16 protein-coding genes are annotated in these 14,660 nt (G+C 70.5%); 10 read left to right on the top strand and 6 right to left on the bottom strand.

Features of this window, described 5'->3' with window-relative positions; all coding sequences use genetic code 11:
* Positions 1 to 38 precede the first annotated feature (38 nt).
* From H181DRAFT_RS19155 to H181DRAFT_RS19165, 3 genes are all read left to right on the top strand, one after another.
* On the top strand, positions 39 to 341 hold the full coding sequence (locus H181DRAFT_RS19155; RefSeq protein WP_045865768.1) for a hypothetical protein: 303 nt from the start codon (positions 39 to 41) through the stop codon (positions 339 to 341).
* A gap of 53 nt (positions 342 to 394) precedes the next feature.
* A complete protein-coding gene (locus tag H181DRAFT_RS19160; RefSeq protein WP_045865873.1) occupies positions 395 to 733 on the top strand; it encodes a helix-turn-helix domain-containing protein in 339 nt (112 codons plus the stop codon).
* A gap of 393 nt (positions 734 to 1,126) precedes the next feature.
* Positions 1,127 to 1,852 (top strand): C39 family peptidase, encoded by a 726-nt coding sequence (locus H181DRAFT_RS19165; protein WP_045865769.1) that lies wholly within the window; start codon positions 1,127 to 1,129, stop codon positions 1,850 to 1,852.
* A 110-nt stretch (positions 1,853 to 1,962) separates the two neighbouring features.
* Here the strand turns inward: H181DRAFT_RS19165 and H181DRAFT_RS19170 are convergent, their stop codons facing one another.
* Positions 1,963 to 3,438 (bottom strand): acyltransferase family protein, encoded by a 1,476-nt coding sequence (locus H181DRAFT_RS19170; protein WP_074467941.1) that lies wholly within the window; start codon positions 3,436 to 3,438, stop codon positions 1,963 to 1,965.
* A 258-nt stretch (positions 3,439 to 3,696) separates the two neighbouring features.
* Here H181DRAFT_RS19170 and H181DRAFT_RS19175 point away from each other — a divergent pair, with 258 nt between their 5' ends.
* The 7 genes from H181DRAFT_RS19175 to H181DRAFT_RS19205 all read left to right on the top strand — a co-directional run bounded on the left by H181DRAFT_RS19175 (position 3,697) and on the right by H181DRAFT_RS19205 (position 11,353).
* Complete coding sequence (locus H181DRAFT_RS19175; RefSeq protein WP_045865770.1) at positions 3,697 to 4,611, top strand: AurF N-oxygenase family protein; 915 nt, start codon at positions 3,697 to 3,699, stop codon at positions 4,609 to 4,611.
* A 31-nt stretch (positions 4,612 to 4,642) separates the two neighbouring features.
* The gene (locus H181DRAFT_RS19180) at positions 4,643 to 6,202 is read left to right on the top strand and encodes an FAD-dependent oxidoreductase (RefSeq protein ID WP_045865771.1); all 1,560 of its coding nucleotides are present in this window, start codon (positions 4,643 to 4,645) and stop codon (positions 6,200 to 6,202) included.
* Positions 6,203 to 6,361: 159 nt separating this feature from the next.
* Positions 6,362 to 6,883 carry a 2-oxo-4-hydroxy-4-carboxy-5-ureidoimidazoline decarboxylase gene (uraD, locus tag H181DRAFT_RS19185; RefSeq protein ID WP_045865772.1) on the top strand — a complete coding sequence of 174 codons (522 nt, stop codon included), beginning with the start codon at positions 6,362 to 6,364 and terminating at the stop codon, positions 6,881 to 6,883.
* Positions 6,880 to 7,251, top strand: coding sequence for a hydroxyisourate hydrolase (uraH, locus tag H181DRAFT_RS19190; protein ID WP_045865773.1), 372 nt, complete (start codon positions 6,880 to 6,882; stop codon positions 7,249 to 7,251). Before uraD ends, uraH begins: the two co-directional genes overlap by 4 nt.
* A gap of 7 nt (positions 7,252 to 7,258) precedes the next feature.
* Entirely contained in the window at positions 7,259 to 8,182 is a 924-nt protein-coding gene (gene pucL, locus H181DRAFT_RS19195) for a factor-independent urate hydroxylase (protein WP_045865774.1), read from the top strand.
* Positions 8,183 to 8,289: 107 nt separating this feature from the next.
* A complete protein-coding gene (locus H181DRAFT_RS19200; RefSeq protein ID WP_045865775.1) occupies positions 8,290 to 9,684 on the top strand; it encodes an 8-oxoguanine deaminase in 1,395 nt (464 codons plus the stop codon).
* Between the two features lie 217 nt (positions 9,685 to 9,901).
* Positions 9,902 to 11,353 carry a nucleobase:cation symporter-2 family protein gene (locus H181DRAFT_RS19205; protein WP_045865776.1) on the top strand — a complete coding sequence of 484 codons (1,452 nt, stop codon included), beginning with the start codon at positions 9,902 to 9,904 and terminating at the stop codon, positions 11,351 to 11,353.
* A 54-nt stretch (positions 11,354 to 11,407) separates the two neighbouring features.
* Here the strand turns inward: H181DRAFT_RS19205 and H181DRAFT_RS19210 are convergent, their stop codons facing one another.
* From H181DRAFT_RS19210 to H181DRAFT_RS19230, 5 genes are read right to left on the bottom strand one after another with little or no spacing between them, the layout of a single operon-like run.
* Positions 11,408 to 12,253, bottom strand: a complete 846-nt coding sequence (locus tag H181DRAFT_RS19210; RefSeq protein WP_045865777.1) for a serine hydrolase domain-containing protein — start codon at positions 12,251 to 12,253, stop codon at positions 11,408 to 11,410.
* Positions 12,250 to 12,501 (bottom strand): hypothetical protein, encoded by a 252-nt coding sequence (locus tag H181DRAFT_RS19215; protein ID WP_139131725.1) that lies wholly within the window; start codon positions 12,499 to 12,501, stop codon positions 12,250 to 12,252. The genes H181DRAFT_RS19210 and H181DRAFT_RS19215 overlap by 4 nt, the downstream gene beginning before the upstream one ends.
* Positions 12,498 to 13,493, bottom strand: a complete 996-nt coding sequence (locus tag H181DRAFT_RS19220; RefSeq protein ID WP_052708646.1) for an HTTM domain-containing protein — start codon at positions 13,491 to 13,493, stop codon at positions 12,498 to 12,500. The genes H181DRAFT_RS19215 and H181DRAFT_RS19220 overlap by 4 nt, the downstream gene beginning before the upstream one ends.
* The gene (locus H181DRAFT_RS19225) at positions 13,490 to 14,122 is read right to left on the bottom strand and encodes a DUF5819 family protein (RefSeq protein ID WP_052708647.1); all 633 of its coding nucleotides are present in this window, start codon (positions 14,120 to 14,122) and stop codon (positions 13,490 to 13,492) included. Before H181DRAFT_RS19225 ends, H181DRAFT_RS19220 begins: the two co-directional genes overlap by 4 nt.
* Positions 14,123 to 14,127: 5 nt before the next feature.
* Positions 14,128 to 14,481: a hypothetical protein gene (locus H181DRAFT_RS19230; protein ID WP_139131727.1), complete on the bottom strand. Its 354-nt coding sequence runs from the start codon at positions 14,479 to 14,481 to the stop codon at positions 14,128 to 14,130.
* Positions 14,482 to 14,660 lie beyond the last annotated feature (179 nt).

A 14,660-nucleotide genomic window follows, 5' to 3' on the forward strand; every position in this document is an offset into this window, starting at 1 on the left:
GATGGCTGGGATGCGGCGGGTTCGCGTAGGTTGGCCGTGTGCGATTGCGAGTTGAGTTCACGACCGAGCCCTTCGATCTGGACGAGGCCCCGGATCACGCACTGGTGGCCCGCCAGGTCGTGCAGACGGCGCAGCTCGATTCGGTGGACGTCGGCCCGTTCGGCAACACCGCCGAAGGGGCGGCCGAGCAGGTGCTGAGCGTGGTCGATTCCCTGCTCCGCGAGTCCCTGGAGGCCGGGGCCACACGCATCTCGCTGCAGGTCAACGTCGTCGACGACAGCGTCGGCGGCACCGCCCCGTCCGGCGGCACTCCCTCCGACGGCCCCCGGGGCAGTGCGTGAGCGGCGGCGAGCAGGACAGGTTCGCCGCGGCGGTCAAGCCCCTCGTCGACGCGATGGGCGGAGAGATGATCGCCCCCGAGGAGGCGCGGGGCGACGACGTCGTGCTCGCCTGGGAGGGGCGGGACGTCCTCGCCGTCCGGCTGCCACACCTCTCGGACTCGCTCGACCACATCCTGGCCGAGCTGGAGCGCCGCCACGGCATGCCGCTGGCCCAGCTCGACCGCAAGACGAAGCAGTCGGTGGTGCGCCTGCTGGAGACCCGCGGCGCGTTCTCCGTGCGGCACGGCGTGGAGACCGTGGCCGGCGCCCTCGGCGTCAGCCGGTTCACGGTCTACAACTACATCAACTCCCAGGAGGAGAAGCGCGCTGAGAAGCGCCGCGACGAAGGGTGACGCGCCGCGTCCCAACTGGGCAGGAAGCCCGAGCCCGGGATCTCGCCCGGAGCCGTCCGACCGTTGCTGCCTGACTGCTACTGGCTGACCGTTGCGGTCCGAGCGTCCTGCGGCTGCGGCCTGAAGGGCGGCGCCCGTGCCTGCCTGCCGGGAACCGCCCGGCGGCGGTGTCCTGCGGTCGGGTTTCGGCAACTCGCCGTCCATAGCGAGCACTTGAGCATGACTGCTCGTCAGGGTGCGGACGGCGGAGGGCCGTTGCTCCTCCGGTGCCTCTTCGATCGCTTCCGGTCCGTCCACGGGCAGCTCGCCCGTGTGAGTGCCCGGACGGTCCCTCCCGTCCCGGAGTTTGTTATGGCATGCTCATGCCGCCCCCCACAATCGAAGGAAGCTGACATGCGAAGACGAGTTTTCGCCGGTGCGCTGGCGCTCACCGCCACCGGTGCCACGCTGCTCTCGACCGGCACCGCCCAGGCGCGCGGCGGCAGTCAGGTCGCCCCGATCCCCCCGAGCCCCGCGCACCCCGACGGCATCCAGGTCGCCACCGAGGTCGTCCGCGGGCACCGCAGCAAGTTCCCGGTGCTGCGCACCAAGGAGGTGCACGCCAACGGCGAGCACGTCCTGTCGGTGGAGTACCAGGTCCAGGAGACCGGCTACTGGTGCGGCCCCGCGGCCACCCGTATCGCGCTCTCCGCCCGGGTCGCCCCTCCCAGCCAGGCGACCCTGGCGGCGGAGCTCGGCACCCACACGGGAGGCACCGACCACATCGGCCAGGTCACCACGGTGCTGAACTCGCGTATCGACGCCGGCGAGTACTTCACCCGCGAGATGCCCAACGACCCGCCCACCCAGGCCCAGAAGGACCTGCTGTGGTCGGACGTCGTCGCCGACATCGACAACAACTACGCGATCGTCGCCAACATCGTCGCGCCGCCCGGCAACCAGCCGCCCGGCTACCCCTCGGACCAGACCGTCTACCACTACTTCGCCGTGATCGGTTACGACACCGACCACAACACGGTGCTCATCGCCGACTCGGCCTCCTTCAACGGCTACCAGATCTACTGGCTGAACTTCTCCCAACTGGCCAGTCTGATCCCGCCGAAGGGCTACTCGGCCTGAACCCGCGCGGCCACGCGCACAGCCTCGGCACCACCGCCGGGTGAACCTCGCCCTTCCCCGCCGCCGGCCAGGCGGTCGGGGACGGGCGGCAAGGCGAGGTGCGGCGGCGGTCAGCGCGGATTCCGGAGCGGCTCCTCCGGCCGTGCCGGGCGGGCGAGTCCGGGCTCCGCTCTGCGTCCGGGCTCTGCTCTGGGTCCGGGCTCCGCCGTGGGCACGGACTCCGACGTGCGCCCGGCCCGCGGCGCCTCGGTGCCCGTGGTACCTGCCGCGTGATCGCAAGGGAGTTCCGTACGCCGCTGCCCGGACGGCTCCCCGGACGGCTCCTTGCGCGGAGGTGCCGAAGGGGCGCGACCCCCGGAGTCTTCCGGCGCGTACAGCCACGTCATCCGCGGTTGCACCAGCGGCCTCGCGAGGCGTCGCACCGGAGGCGAGGCCAGCGCCGCGGCAAGGACGCAGCCGAAGGCGGCGACGGCGAGCTGCTCGTACCAGGGGCCGACCCACCCCAGCCCCACGAAGTGGAACAGGGCGCGCAGTACGAGGGGATGGAGCAGGTAGATGAAGAGGCCGCCCGCGCCCAGGTACGTCACCACCGGCAGCCGCCGTCCGGGCATCAGCCGGATGAAGCTCAGCGCGATCAGCATCCCGCACACGAGCACGGCCCCGCGCGGGCCCCACGCCCACACGGGCGCGAAGGACACGGTCTGCGCGTAGGAGGCCTGCATGCCCAGCCAGCTCGTGTCGATGCCGTACCGGAGGGGATAGGCCGCAGCCGCGGTCGCCGCGAGCACCAGGACGGCGGCCCCGCGGCTCCAGCGTGCTCGCAGCCACTGGTCCGCCAGGCCCCGGCGCAACTGCCAGCCGAGGACGAAGAAGGGCAGGAAGGCGACCGTACGGGAGGCGGAGAAGAGGCGGGTGAAGTCGTCGAGGTAGCCGACGGCCAAGGCGGCCGCCATCGCGGTCAGCAGCGGGTACCGCAGCACGGCGAGATACGGCAGCAGCATCCGCCACATGAACAGCGACAGCAGGAACCACAGCCCCCACGCGGGCTGCGAGGTGAAGAACTTCCAGTGCCCCTCCAGGAGCCGGATCTGCAGCGTGTGCAGCAGCCCGATGAGCAGGTACGGCGCGAGTACCGCTTCCGAGAGCTGCCGCAGCTCTCGGCGGCCGAGCGGCCCGGCGCTGCTGAAGTAGCCCGCCACGATGACGAATACGGGGACGCGCAGCGCCCAGCTCGCGATGTACAGCCAGCGCAGCCCGTCGAGGTGGCCGAGCGGTTCGACGACGTGCCCGACGAGGACGAGCGTCCCGGAGGCGAAGCGGACGTTGTCCCAGTGCGGGTCGCGCGCCGTCCGGGGGCGCGCCGCGGTGCCTTCCGGACCGCCGGCGGGAGCGGCCGCGCGCCGCTTCCGTGCCCTGCCCGTGTCTCCCCGTGCGACGACGGTCCCCTTCCCGTGTTCCCCCGGCGCTCTGCCGCGCTCCCCGGCGCTCCCGTAGGCGTTGCGTCCCGACCTTAGGAGCCCCGTCTCCGCTGGTATGACCGCCGGATGAGCCGAGGATGAACGGAACCTCTCGGGCCGGTGCCGCAAGTCGCAGCCGGTGCGGGGCTGTTGGGCGTCGCGGGGGAGAGCGGTGCCTGAACTCGACGAGGGCCGGGGCGGCTTGGCCGACGGCGCTCGCCGCGTGATCGGGCCGCTCGGGCGGCGGCTGGTGGGGAAACCGCGGATCTACTCAGGGGTAGGCAGGCGTCGACTCTTGCTATAAGGTCTGTCAGCAAGACGCTGTTACCGACAGTAATAGCAGTAGAGGACGAGGTACTTCACGGACCCGACTCGAGGAGTCCCACCATGGCCATCAGCATCTCGCGCCCGGAGACCACGAGCCCCACGCCGGAGGACGGCATCGCGCGGCGGCTGCTCGACTCGTCCGCGCAGCTCTCCTACGACCCGCTCACCGAGGTCGACTGGGAGACCCCGCTGGACGAGGGTTTCCACGGCGCCAGCCCGGAGTGGAGCACCCTCTACGGCACGGCGTACTGGAACGAACTGACCGACGCCCAGCGCAAGGCGCTGACCCGGCAGGAGGCCGCCTCGGTGGCCAGCACCGGCATCTGGTTCGAGATGATCCTTCAGCAGATGGTGCTGCGGGACCTCTACGCGAAGGACCCGACCAGCGACACCTTCCAGTGGGCGCTCACCGAGATCGCCGACGAGTGCCGCCACTCGATCATGTTCGCCCGGGGTGCCAAGAAGCTCCGGGCGCCGGCCTACCGCCCGCACCGGGTGGCGATCGAACTCGGCCGGCTCTTCAAGACCGTGGCGTTCGGCGAGGCGGCGTACGCGGCGATCCTGGTCGCCGAGGAGGTCCTCGACGTCATGCAGCGCGACTGGATGCGCGACGAACGGGTCGTGCCGTTCGTCCGCACCATCAACAACATCCATGTCGTCGAGGAATCACGGCACATGAAGTTCGCCCGCGAAGAGACGCGCAAGCACCTCGCGCGCGCCGGACGGGTGCGTCGTCACATCCACTCCGTCCTGATCGCCGTGGCCGCCTACACCATCGTCACCAGCATGGTGAGCCGGAAGGTCTACGCGAACGCCGGACTGGACGAGAAGCGCGCCCTCCGCGAGGCGAAGGCCAACGAGCACCACAAGTCGATGATGCGCTCCAGCTGTTCGGGCCTGATGGAGTTCCTGACGTCGGTCGGGTTGCTCACCAGGCCCGCGCTGTTCTTCTACAAGCGCGCCGACCTGATCTGACGGCCGCTGACGACGCCAGGCGAGAAACGACATGGCCTACGCGATCACCCAGACCTGCTGCAACGACGCCACCTGCGTGTCCGTCTGCCCGGTCAACTGCATCCGGCCCACGCCCGGGGAGCGGGACTTCGGCAGCACGGAGATGCTGCACATCGACCCGAACACCTGCATCGACTGCGGTGCCTGCGCCGACGCCTGCCCGGTGGACGCCGTCTTCCCGGTCGACAGCCTGACCGCCGGACAGCGGGAGTACGCCGACATCAACGCGGCCTACTTCGAGCCCGGCGGGAGCGAGTCGCGGGCGGAGAGGGATGCGGAGACCAAGGCGCCCGAGACGGACGGCCCCGGACCGAACTTCCACGCCTGGGGCGAGCCGGTCTTCGAACGCGTCCTGCCGCCGGACTTCGGGCCGCTGCGGGTCGCGATCGTCGGCACCGGGCCGGCGGGCATGTACGCCGCCGAGGACCTGCTGCTGCACACCCGGGCCGAAGTGACGCTCGTCGACCGGCTCCCGGCCGCCGGCGGTCTCATCCGGTACGGCGTGGCCCCGGACCACCCGTCGACGAAGAAGGCCGGCGACACTTTCGCCCGCTTCCACACGCATCCCCGCGTGCGGATGCACCTCGGCCTCGACGTGGGCGGGGACGTCACGGCAGAGGAACTCGCCGCCCACCACGACGCGGTGATCTACGCGGTCGGGGCCGCCGCCGACCGGCGGCTGGGGATCCCCGGCGAGGACCGGACGGGCAGCGTCGCCGCGACCACCGTCGTCGCCTGGTACAACGCGCACCCGGAGGTCGCGCCGGACGCCGTCGACCTCTCGGCGGAACGAGTCGTCGTGATCGGCAACGGCAACGTCGCCCTCGACGTCGCCCGCATCCTGGTCTCCGACCCGGAGACGCTCGCCGGCACCGGGATCGCGGACCACGCGCTGGCGGAGCTGCGCCGCAGCAAGGTGCGCGAGGTGGTGCTGCTCGGGCGCCGCGGCCCGGAAGACGCGGCGTACACCCGATCCGAACTGCTCGCTCTGCGGCACCTCCCCGGGGTGGACCTGGTCGTGGACGGCCACGATCCGCGCGTCGGCGCGGTGATCGACGCCGCCGGGCCGAAGGACAAGGCGTCGGTACTGCGGGGCGTGGCGCGGGAGACCGTCGACTGGTCCGTGCCCCCGGATGCGGCAGGTCCGCGGCGCCGCATCGTGTTCCGCTTCCTCTCCGCGCCCACGGAGGTGTGCGGGGACGAGCACGTCCGTGCCGTGCGTGCCACCGGCGGTAACGGCGAACTGGAGATCCCGGCCGGTACGGCCCTGCGGGCGATCGGCTACCGCGGAGTGCCCCAGGCCGGGCTGCCGTTCGACGAGGAGACCGGGACCGTCCGGCACGAGAGCGGCCGGGTGGCAGGCAGGGCCGGGACGTACGTGGTGGGCTGGATCAAACGCGGGCCCTCGGGCGGGATCGGCGCCAACCGCGCCTGCGCGGCCGAGACGGTCGGCGCCCTGCTGGCCGACGCGGTCGCGGGCGCACTGCCCGCGCCGACGGGCGGGCCGAAGGCGTTCCACCGCCTCGCACGCCGCCGCCGGCGCCGCCGCTGACCGCACTCGGGCCGGGTCTCCTTCCGCGGCGGCCGGGCGGTGCGGCGGGGCGCCGGGCGACAGCAAACTTCAACAAACTGTTGACGATGGACGCCGCGGGGTCTTAGCTGTTCCCAGCCGGAGAGCAGCACCGCTTCGGAGGCCCCCGGAGGTCCCTCAGTGTCAGCTACCCCCGCAGCACCAGGTCTGACCTGGCTGAACTCGTCCGCCGAGAGCGATGCCCGCGCAGCGCTCCGGTCCGTCTGCACCGCGCGTTCCTGGATCGGGACGGTGCTCGCCCGCCGCCCGTACGCCGGCACGGAGGATCTGCTCGCCGCGAGCGACGACGCGACGGGTGCGCTCGACGCCGACGGCCTCGCGGAGGCGATGGCGGGCCATCCCCCGATCGGCCGTCCCGAACCCGGGGACGCGACCTCCGCACGGGAGCAGCGGGGCATGGCGGGGGCGCCGGAGGAGCTGAAGGAGGAGATGCTCCAGCTGAACCTCGCCTACCAGGAGAAGTTCGGGCACGTCTTCCTCATCTGCGCCACGGGCCTGACGGCGCAGCAGATGCGGGACGCCGCCCGCTCACGGCTGGCCAACTCCCCGGAAGCGGAACGCGAGAACGTACGAACCGAACTGACGAAGATCAACAGGATCCGCCTGAGCGGACTCGCGGAGAGGGAACCCCAGCGAGCATGAGCAAGGCAGACACGACCACGGCCTCGGTCTCCACGCACATCCTGGACACCAGCGCCGGCCGCCCCGCCCGGGACGTCGCCGTCGAGCTGTCGGTGCGTACGGGGCGGGACGCCGAGTGGAGCGCGCACGCCGCGTCCCGTACGGACGGCGACGGACGCTGCAAGGACCTTCCGGCGCTTCCCGAGGGCGCCACACACGCGCGGCTCACCTTCGAGGTGGAGCCCTACCTGCGGAGCAAGGGGAGCGACGGCGGTCCGCACAGCTTCTTCCCCGAGGTGACGGTGGTCTTCGCCGTCGCCGCGGGCGAGCACTATCACGTGCCGCTGCTGCTCAACCCGTTCGGCTACTCCGTATACCGAGGGAGCTGACAGCGATATGGCAAGCCCGATCACGGTTCTCGGCCAGAACCAGTACGGCAAGGCGGAGAACCGCGTCGTCAAGATCACCAGGGACGGCGGGACCCACCACATCAAGGACCTCAACGTCTCCGTCGCCCTCAGCGGCGACCTGGACGAGGTGCACTACTCCGGTTCCAACGCGCACGTCCTGCCGACGGACACCACGAAGAACACGGTCTTCGCCTTCGCCAAGGAGCACGGCATCCGGACGGCCGAGCAGTTCGGCATCGCGCTGGCCCGGCACTTCGTGGACAGCACCGAGCCCATCACCACGGCGCGTATCCGCATCGAGGAGTACGCGTGGGACCGCATCGCCACCTCCGGCGGCGACGCCCCGCACTCCTTCGTGCGCAACGGAGGTGAGATCCGCACCGCGCAGATCACCTACGACAGCCGGGGCGGCGGAAGCCTCCAGGTGCTCGGCGGGCTCAAGGGCCTGACCGTCCTCAACTCCACCGACTCGGAGTTCTGGGGATACATCAAGGACAAGTACACGACGCTCAAAGAGGACTACGACCGCATCCTCGCCACAGAGGTCAGCGCCGTGTGGCGGCACAACTGGAGCGGCGAGGGCACACCGCCCGACTGGGACGAGTCCTACGGCGGCATCCGGACGCTCCTGCTGCGGGCCTTCGCCGAGACCTACTCCCTCTCCCTGCAGCAGACGCTCTACGAGATGGGGTCCCGAGTCATCGAAGGGCGGGACGAGTTGGACGAGATCCGCTTCTCCATGCCCAACAAGCACCACTTCAAGGCGGACTTGGAGGTCTTCGGCATCAAGAACGAGGCCGCCGACGGAGCCGTCTACCTCGCCGCCGACCGCCCGTACGGGCTCATCGAGGCGACCGTCCTGCGGGACGGAGCCCAGGCGCGGATACCGGTGGACATGACCAACCTCTGAGCCCGGCAGGAGAGTTGAGCGCCGGGTGCGATCGCAGCACCCGGCTCCCCGCTCCTCCCGGTCCGCCCTCCCCGATCGTCACGCGACCCGCATCCGAGGACGTACACATGGCCGACACGGCAGGCACGACCGAGCGCGTAGTCATCGAGAACTGCGCCGTCGCAACCGTCGACGCGCACGACACCGAACACGCCGCGGGCCACGTGGTCGTCGCGGGGAACCGGATCGAATCCGTCGGCGCCGGAGCTCCGCCCGAGGGCCTGACAGGTGTCGTGCGGCGCGTCGACGGGACGGGACACCTCGTCACGCCGGGACTCGTCAACACCCACCACCACTTCTACCAGTGGCTCACCCGCGGCCTGGCGCAGGACGCCAACCTCTTCGACTGGCTCGTCGCCCTCTACCCCACCTGGGCGCGCATCGACGAGGAGATGGTCTACGCCGCGGCCCGGGGCTCGCTCGGCATGATGGCGCGCGGCGGCGTCACCACCGCCATGGACCACCACTACGTCTTCCCGCGCGGCGCGGGCGACCTGCTCGGCGCCGAGATCCGCGCCGCACGCGAACTGGGTGTCCGCTTCAACCCGACCCGCGGGTCCATGGACCTGGGGGAGTCCGACGGCGGGCTCCCGCCCGACTTCGCGGTGGAGACCACCGACGACGCGCTCGCCGCCACCGAGGAGGCGGTCGACACCTACCACGACCCCTCGTTCGACTCCATGCTGCGCATCGGCGTCGCCCCCTGCTCGCCCTTCTCCGTCACCACCGAACTGCTGCGCCAGGCCGCCGAGTTGGCCCGACGCAAGGGCGTACGGCTGCATACGCACGGTTCGGAGACCGTGGAGGAGGAGAAGTTCTGCCACGAGCGGTTCGGCATGGGCCCCACCGACTACCTCGAATCGGTGGGCTGGCTGGGCGACGACGTCTGGATGGCGCACTGCGTGCACATGAACGACTCCGACATCGCCGCCTTCGCCCGCACCGGCACGGGCGTCGCCCACTGCCCGTCGTCCAACGCCCGGCTCGCCGCGGGCATCGCCCGGGTCCCGGACATGCTCGCGGCCGGCGTCCCCGTCGGGCTCGGCGTGGACGGCACGGCCTCCAACGAGTCCGGCGAACTCCACACCGAACTGCGCAACGCGCTCCTGCTCAACCGGCTCGGCCCCCACAAGGAGAAGGCGCTCACCGCACGCCAGGCGCTGCGTCTGGGCACCTACGGCGGAGCGCAGGTCCTCGGCAGGGAGGCGGAGATCGGCTCCCTGGAGCCCGGGAAGCTCGCCGACCTCGTGCTGTGGCGCCTGGACGGCATCGGGCACTCCTCGATCGCCGACCCCGTCGCCGCGCTCGTACTCGGCGCGGCGGCCCCGGTCACGCTCTCCCTCGTCAACGGCCGCCCCGTCGCCGAGGACGGCCGGCTCACCAACGCCGACGAGGACGCCGTGGCCCGCCACGCCCGCGACCAGGCACGCCGCCTCTCCCACATCGCGGCCGGCGGCGCCTGAACCCGCTGCGCTCCGGTACGACACCACAAGAACTCCGGCCGGGAGGGACGGCTCCCGGCCGGGCCAGCGACACCACCGCCGTTCCCGGGACGTGGCCCAACCCCCTCACGTCCCGGGACGGTCCGGCACCCCGGGCGGTACGGCGCACGCGAACAACCGCATGACCGTGACCTCATCGACAGATGGCCGCATCGACCGATCGCCAGGAGGCCCCGCCGTGGCCGAGAAGCCCAGGTCCAGTGACCGGAACAGCACGCAGCCGGACAGCGCGAACACACCGGCGCACGAAGACAGGCACCCCGTCGACCAGACGCTGCCGCCCCTCAGACTCGTCACCACCGGGCTGCAGCACGTCGCGGCCATGTACGCGGGCGTGGTGGCTCCCCCGCTCATCATCGGAGCGGCAGTCGGCCTCTCCGTCACCGAACTGACCTTCCTCACCGGCGCGAGCCTCTTCCTCGCGGGCGTCGCGACCCTGCTGCAGACGGTCGGCGTGTGGAAGATCGGCGCCCGGCTGCCCTTCGTCAACGGCGTGACGTTCGCGTCCGTCGCCCCGATGCTCGCCATCAACAAGTCGGAGGGGCCCGACGACGCGCTGCCGGTCATCTTCGGCGCCTGCATGGTGGCGGCGGCGCTGGGCTTCGTCGTCGCCCCGTACTTCGGCAAGCTCGTGCGCTTCTTCCCGCCGGTGGTCACCGGCACCGTCATCACCCTCATCGGCGTCTCGCTGATGCCGGTCGCCTTCAACTGGGCGCAGGGCGGCGACCCGGCGGCGCCCTCGTTCGGCGCGGCGAAGAACATCGCCATGGCGGGGCTGACCCTCCTCGTCGTGGTGCTGCTGAGGCGCTTCACGCGCGGCTTCGTCAAGCAGATCGCCGTACTGATCGGCCTGGCCGTGGGGACGCTGATCGCGATACCCGTCGGGCTGACGGACTTCGGCGCGCTGAAGTCGGCCGGACTGGTCGGCTTCCCCACGCCGTTCCACTTCGGGGCGCCGCAGTTCGCCGTGGCCGCGATCGTCTCGATGTGCGTCGTCATGCTCGTCTCGATGACGGAGTCCACCGCCGACATGCTGGCGCTGGGCGAGATCGTGGAGCGCCCGGCCGACGAGAAGACCATCGCGGCCGGGCTCCGGGCCGACACCCTGGGCTCCTTCGTCAGCCCCTTCTTCAACGGCTTCCTCGCGACGGCCTTCGCCCAGAACATCGGCCTCGTCGCGATGACGAAGATCCGCAGCCGCTGGGTGGTCGCGGCGGGCGGCGGCATCCTGATCCTGCTGGGCCTCTGCCCGGCGGCGGCCGCACTCATCGCCACCGTGCCGCAGCCGGTGCTGGGCGGGGCGGGCGTCGTGCTCTTCGGCTCCGTCGCGGCGAGCGGCATCCGCACCCTCGCCAGGGCGGACCTCGGCAACGACGACAACATCGTGATCGTCGCGGTGTCCCTCGCGGTGGGGCTCGTCCCGGTCGCCGCGCCGGACTTCTACCACGTGCTTCCCGGCAGCGCCCGCATCATCCTCGACTCGGGCATCTCCACGGGCTGCGCGACGGCGGTCCTGCTCAACCTGGTCTTCCACCACTGGCGGAGCTCGCGCCGCGCGGACGGCACCCGCGGTCCTGCGGAGGAGGGGCCGGCCGGAGAGGGCCGGACGGACCCGGCCTCGGGAAGGTGACCAGGGCTTGTGTTGCGGATCTCGGCGGGCCCGCCGAGATCCGCAACACAAGCCCTACCGCGCCCCGCTTGCCGACCGCAGGTAGCGGACCGCGATGCGTTTCGTCCGCTCGGGAGACCCGTGAAGGCGGTGCACGACCAGGCGGCCCCCGTCGGTGAACGCCCCCGCGAAAACGGAGGAGTTGAGCGTCGCGCCGTCGTGCCAGAGCAGCCGGCCGCTGCGCTGCCAGCTGCCGGCGGGGTCGCCCAGGGCGCGGTCGACGACGAGTTGCTGCACCAGCGAGTCGACAGCCCGGGGCGTGGCCCACATGCCGGCGGCCGGCAGCACGGCGCCGTCCGTCGTCCAGAGCCTCCTCGGACGCCCGAACAGGCCGGTGGGGACGAGGCGCCGGCCGGCGGGGGGTGTCACGGCGAAGCCGTCGCCGAGACCCAGCGGGTCCAGTACGTGCGTGCGGACCACGTCCTCGAACAACGGCCCTGCCGCTGCGGACAGCACCGCCCCGAGCACGGCGTAACCCAGGTTGGAGTACACCTCTTCACTGCCCGGCGGAGCGACAGCGATCTCGTCCAGCCGTGTCAGGAGATCGCGCAACGCGGCATGGGTGAACGTCAGATACGGGTCGGAGTCCAGCGGGCCGGGAGGCAGGCGCGGCAGTCCGGAGGTGTGGTTCACCAGGTGCCGCAGCGTGATGCCGGTGCCCCGTGGAGCGCCCACCCAGCGCTCCACGGGATCGTCCAGGCCGAGTACGCCGCCGTCGGCCAGCCGGGCCAGCGCCGTTCCCGTCAGCACCTTCGTGAGCGAACCGATCTCCACGAAGGCGTCCGGATCGTGGCCGTGGCGGGCCTGCGGCTCGCAGACGTCGGCACTGCCCAGCACGCACTGCGGCACGGGAAACCTCATGCTTCCCCCTCTCCGCCTGCCCGGTGCCGGAACACGAACCAGCTCACCGCGTAGGCCGCGGTCTCGAACGCGGCGAGCACCCACGACACGTGGACGACCGTGTCCGGCCCCGCGCCGTAGAACCGAGCGACGGCCACCCACACCAGCACAGAAACGACGACCGTGAAGAGACAGGAGATGACGTATTCGCGGAAGCTTCCGGGGCGGCGCGGAAAGAAGTTCGTCAGGAATTCGGCGAGGACCATCATGCCGGCGTCTCGTTTCCGCTCGCGGACCGCTTCGGCGGGAAGGCCGTGTCCCGCGCTCTCAAGCCGGAGAGCGAAGCTCCGGCCCGGCGCACGAAGGCCGCGGTCCTGTCGATCTCTTTGCTGAGGAAGATCATGTCGCAGGCGATCATGGTGAGGGCAAAGCTGGTCAGGCCCATGAGCAGCGCGATCGACAGATGGAAGCAGATCGACAGCAGGGCTGCCCAGGGGCGGAGCCGCGAATTGAGCACGCCCAGCGGGAAGTACACGAGGAACAGCGTGGCCGAATACGTGCCGAGGTAGACGAGTAGTTCATTGCTGTAGACGTGCTCCGAGACGCCTGGCCAAGTGAATTCGGGAACCCTGAGGATGTAGAAGAGGGCTGTCCCGTCCTGCCACATCGGCCCCTGCACCTTGTACAGGCCGCTCACCACGTAGATGAGGCACATCTGCGTGGCGATCGCCCCGACTCCCAGGGTGTGCAGGGGCCTTGAGAGGCTCCGGGCCCATTCGGGAAGACGGCTGGAGAGCCTGGCCGCGGTGCCCGTCGATACCGAGAAGCGGTCGTAGCAGCGTGTCAGCATGAGCATGGGAATGACGAGGTACGCGAGGTTGTCGCCACCGTCAATCAGGGCAGTCTGCCGCTGGTAGACGGACCAGAGGAACACCCAGTGCACGGCGAGTCCGAGCCGCCCGCCGAAACCGATCAGAACGGAGAAGGCCGCCAGCGCCCCCAGATGGAAGACGGCTTCGGACCACAGCGGTGAGTCGCTCCACGAGTAGATGCTGAAGGCGCCCGATTCGGCCAGCTGCTCGACGAAGACGTGGTGCGGAAGCACCCCGTCGGGGCCGAACAGGTAGCTGCGGTCCTTGTACTGACTTATGTAGTACATGAAGCCGACGAACCCAATGAGGACCCGAGCCGCCGATACTCCAGCGGTGCTGGAGGGACGGTCGGCGACCCGGTCGAGGGAAGCGATCGCGCTGCTGATCACAGACTCTCGACCTCCCGCCAGGGGAAGTCCTCGACGGAGACCTTTCCGCTGTCCGCGGGCTGATCACGCCTGGACCAAGGGGGGAGTTCGTGCACGTACATGCGCACCTGCACCGCGTGCGGCCGGTCACCGCCGCACGCGTGGGGAAGCTCGTCTGAGGCGTACCGCGATAGGAAATCGACGGCCTCGTCGCGAGAGGCCTTCTCGTGCGGCATGAGAGGGGGGAGCGGCTTCTTGTCGTTCTGCGCCTTCTCGCGGTACCGCTCCATCACCTCGTCGGTGTTGTGGATCTGCTGCAGTGAATTGGTCACGAGCCGCGACATCCGCGACGGGAAGAATCGGCTCTCCTGAACTCTCTCGATGTGCTGGGAAGTGACGTCGTAATAGCGCGTGACGGTGCCGCTTCCGCACTTGACACGAGCCAGGACCCCCTGGTCGTCCGAGAGCGGAACAGGGGCGAACAGCAGCCAGTTCTGTGTGAAGTAGGGTTCCAGATACTCGTTGACCGGGCCGTGATAACGCAGCTTCGCCGGGCTCAGCGGCGCCTGGGAGAGTGCCGCCAGCATGAAATGGGAGCCCAGGAGGGCGGCGCCGAGGATCAGCGCCACCCTCCTGATGTTCCGGATCATCCGCGTCACCGGTCGAATACTGCTTCCGCCGACGTGCCCTGCGGCTCGGACACGTTCGAAGGCTTGACGCCGAAAAGGCTGCCGATCAGGGAATTGTTGCTCGCCCCGGACCCTGCAGCGGCCCGAGCGTGCACGGCTGCCTTTCCGGCCGCCTTGCCTGCGGCTTTGGCGGCCTTCGCCGCCACGCTTCCCACGACCTTGGGCGACTGCTCACCAGGTGCCGGTGAGCCGGCCGACGCCGCGGTAGCGGCCTTCGTCTCCGCCGGTGCCGCAGCCTGCGCGGACCCCTGGGTGGCTACCAGGAGAGCCGCGCCTCCCAGCGCTGCCCCGGCGACAGCGGCCACTGTTCTTTTCTTCATCAGATCCCCCTGAGTATCTAAGGTTTGACTCGTCTCCGCGCCGGCATCCGTTCGGGGACGGTCATCGCTGCGACGAATGGTGCCGCCCCCGTCCTTCCCCGTGCCGTGGTCGCAGAAGTGAGCGGTGAGGTCTCTCCGCCCGGTTCATGGCACCTCGCGGTGGCGTGAACCGAACCCGA

This window comes from Streptomyces sp. WMMB 714 (assembly GCF_900090125.1).
In the GTDB taxonomy this organism is placed as follows: Bacteria; Actinomycetota; Actinomycetes; order Streptomycetales; family Streptomycetaceae; genus Streptomyces; species Streptomyces daqingensis.